Source organism: Nostoc sp. CHAB 5836 (assembly GCF_020829445.1).
Lineage (GTDB): Bacteria > Cyanobacteriota > Cyanobacteriia > Cyanobacteriales > Nostocaceae > Nostoc.
This window is the reverse complement of the sequence record NZ_JAIVFV010000333.1, coordinates 1-3,344: the sequence shown is the minus strand read 5'-3', so window position 1 is coordinate 3,344 and position 3,344 is coordinate 1. Positions and strand designations below refer to the sequence as shown.

At 46.9% G+C, this 3,344-nt stretch carries 2 protein-coding genes; both read right to left on the bottom strand.

The genetic code is table 11. From position 1 onward, the window contains the following. The coding region (locus LC605_RS31920; RefSeq protein WP_229551389.1) for a plasmid replication protein, CyRepA1 family at positions 1–2,714 on the bottom strand (2,714 nt) is incomplete at its 3' end. 348 nt (positions 2,715–3,062) lie between these two features. Next, positions 3,063–3,344: alpha-ketoglutarate-dependent dioxygenase AlkB (locus LC605_RS31915; protein ID WP_229551388.1), on the bottom strand; the 282-nt coding region annotated here is incomplete at its 5' end.

Genomic DNA, 3,344 nt, shown 5'->3' with positions numbered 1-3,344 from the left:
AGATAATCTTGATGCTGCCTAGCGTTATATGTCCTCCGGTCAATATCTTTAGCATTCGCCACCTTGCAAAAATGTTCCTCATCGATGGCGATACCTGCCGCCTTCATCCACCGCGAGGCTCCCTCATCACCACCATCTCCGGCAGAAACAATCTTATTGCCCATTTCTTCCAACAGCGATCGCAAGTCAGCGCGTAAATTATTGATAGACCAGTTGCGCTGCGCCTCAATCTGACAACTCGCATCTAATGCCCAGTCTTTCTCAGCCCCCCGCTTCCCAGTTTCCCGGTCAATGCGGATGAGAAAGGCGGTCATTTCATTCTTCTGAAGAATCCTTTCCTTGATGCGACGGGCATTAGTTTCGGCATAACCAAATGGAGGGCGTGGAGCCACCCAAACGTGCATGGGGACATTGGGACGATACCGCCATAATTGTTGAGCGCATTCTGTAGCTGATTGGCTTACAGCGTGAAACACACCAAACACGGCATCAAAATGATAGCTGGAAATGTCAACCCCTGTACTGAGACTGGGAGTAATTAAAAAAGCATCGATATCAAGAATAGCAATGTTAATCTCCCTGATAAAGATGATATTCTCCTCACTGCCACTGTTCTCGGAGTGAATAGCCCATACCCGTAACTTGCGGTCTGAGGCTGATTCTGGTGTTTCATCAGCGTTATCTATTGGTGTCCCACCATTCAAAGCGCGTTCCAATTTCTTAATGAACCGCTTGCTATCGCTGACCATCATCAACTTTTTACCCAACATGAGTTGAGCGTGAAACTCGGCTACCAACGCGCTGCTGTTTCGACCCTCGTACCAATAAACTTGACGACCACCTGAGCGATACTGATTTTTGATGATGAAAGGTTTTTCACCAACAGGACGCATTGAGGTGAAAAATTCAATTGTCAAATCATCCAAGTGGGCATCTGCCAAAACAACCAGCTTGGCGTTGTAAACCAGATACTCCAACACCTCCAGAATCGCTCCCCGATGTTCTTTGCAAGTTTTGGACTTGAGCAGGTGGGCGAGATACTGGCAAGCTTCATCAATAAATAAGATGTCGTAAGCCTGTAAATCGTTCGCCATCTTATACAATGAGTCTACCGTGATGCTGAGAGCTTTTGCTCTAGCCCAGTCCCCGCAAGAGATGGCGGAGTACATGGCAGTTTGTAGGCGATCGCTCAAATTCTTCAGCAGGGTAACGCGATGCCCGTTATTCAAAAAGCTCAATTGGGGGTTATCTCTTCTAATCATCGCCAAGATTTCAGTCTTGCCAGTACCCATGTCGGAAGCCAAACCGACTAACCCAGATTGAGGTAGGGAACGGATGACTGTGGAGAGATAGCGGGTATTGACTATGACATTGGGTTTGTATTTACGTAGTCCCCTGGCGCGATTGACAAAGAATCTTTGCTGGTACTCGTTTATGGTTAGAGCATCAGCAATCATTGTGGACACCGCTTTCGAGGCTTTTTTCCCCAAAGCTACAACCCAATCGTCAATTCCTTTTTCTGGCCCTGGTAGTAGTGCAACTTCACACTCTCCACCAAGTTGTACAATTACGGAAGCTGTACGGCGTGTGGCTTGAAAAATCTGCTGTTTGGTTTTGGGTTTGGTTTCGTAGTCGAAGAGAATGATAAACTTACGCTTGTGTTGCGCCATTGGGATTAAATCGGGGTGGAGGCGTTCTAAATTTTCGTTGCCGACTCGACCGTTCCAAATTCCGGGGAGGGCGATCGCTACATACCCTAAAGTCAGCAAGCAACCTCCCTTCTTCTCGCCCTCTGTAAGGATTACAGGGATTTCTGGATGTGCCATGACCCAAGCCCAAAATCCTAACGCTTCTCCTTCTGGGGTAACAACTATATTTTCTGGCATCGGCACGTCGTAGCGAAGTGATACCAACTTCCAGATATGGAGGGGGACTCTCAGGTAGGTAACGCGGTTGGGGGTTTTTGGGGGTGACTCGTATTTGACAGGCTTTTGGGTTTGCTCGTTGGTGTCCTTGTCCCATTCGAGTCGGGGATTGTCGGGCTTCATGCGTCCCCAATCCATTGGCAGCCAGTTGTTATGAGGGTCGAGTCCACTTGCCCACCATGCACTATTAATGTGAACGTATCTTTTCAAGTACCCGTCACGCAGTCGCCCATCGTTACGTCGTGCAGTGTGGGGGAGAGCGTATAAAAGGTACTCGTAGATTTCATCCCCACTTAGAGAACGGACATTTAGCTCGGTAATTATGGGGTCAACGCCAGAATTGATAACCCATTCATGCCAGTGATTAGGAGCTAATTGACTATTCGGATTTTGATGTGCATCAACGCGTAGGTTCTTGGTAGGAGGCACAACGTTGGGGGAAATAAAAGGAATTGGGGTCAAAAGAGGCTCTTGTGCAGGGGGCAGGGGGAAGGGTTTGCTCCCCCCGCTCCCTGCTCCCTTCCCCTCTGCCTCTTCGGTAAGGGGTAGAGAGTTTTTGGGAAGAACTCCCTCAATTATGTTGACCACATCAGCTGCATCACTTTGGTCTGATGGCGGAGGCGAAATTAGATGATGTTTTGTCAATTCGTGATCTCTTGTGATCAAATCATAAACAGATGCAACAGTTTGTTTGTTGAGAATTTCACAAGTAAATTTTTGATGACTATAGGGTTGTCTAGATTTGCCGTAGTTGGCATCTAGTAAGCGCCGACGTTTTGCTTCTCCCATGATTTAACTCCGATTAGTGACTGAATTTGAATCGAATTGGTCTGAAACGACAAGATAAAAAGTTTGCTCACCGAAGTATGGAATCGGGAATGGGGAAAGCTTTTAAATCAGTGAACAGTCAACAGTTATCAGTTATCGAGGTTAAATCCCCGACCGAAACACACCACTTGCTTAGTTGTGGGGGACTCTGACTCCCAATTTATTAACTGATAACTGATAACTGATAACTGTTGAATACATCCTTTCCCCTTGTAAGAACAGCCCCCTACCAAGAGCCTCTTCTCTGACCTAGCAGTACATATGAACTAAAGCAGGGAATTATACATGATGAAAGAGAATCACAATTATTTATTTCCCCCCGGTGTGCGGTCGAAACGTGAGATTAATACGTGTGCTAACCACTTTATTGGTCTTGGGAAGCTGGTGTAGATGTGTGGACTGGCAGCCGGGGTGCATAATCAACAAACTCCCATGTTCCAGCCAGAAATCAGTAGGTCTGCCATTTCTCGGTTTAATTTGAAACTTGCGAACACTACCGAGACTGATTGAAGCAATCGCTGGGGATATTCCCATTGAAGAATCAGTGTCAGCGTGCCAGCCGATAGAATCCATACCTGTGCGATACTGATT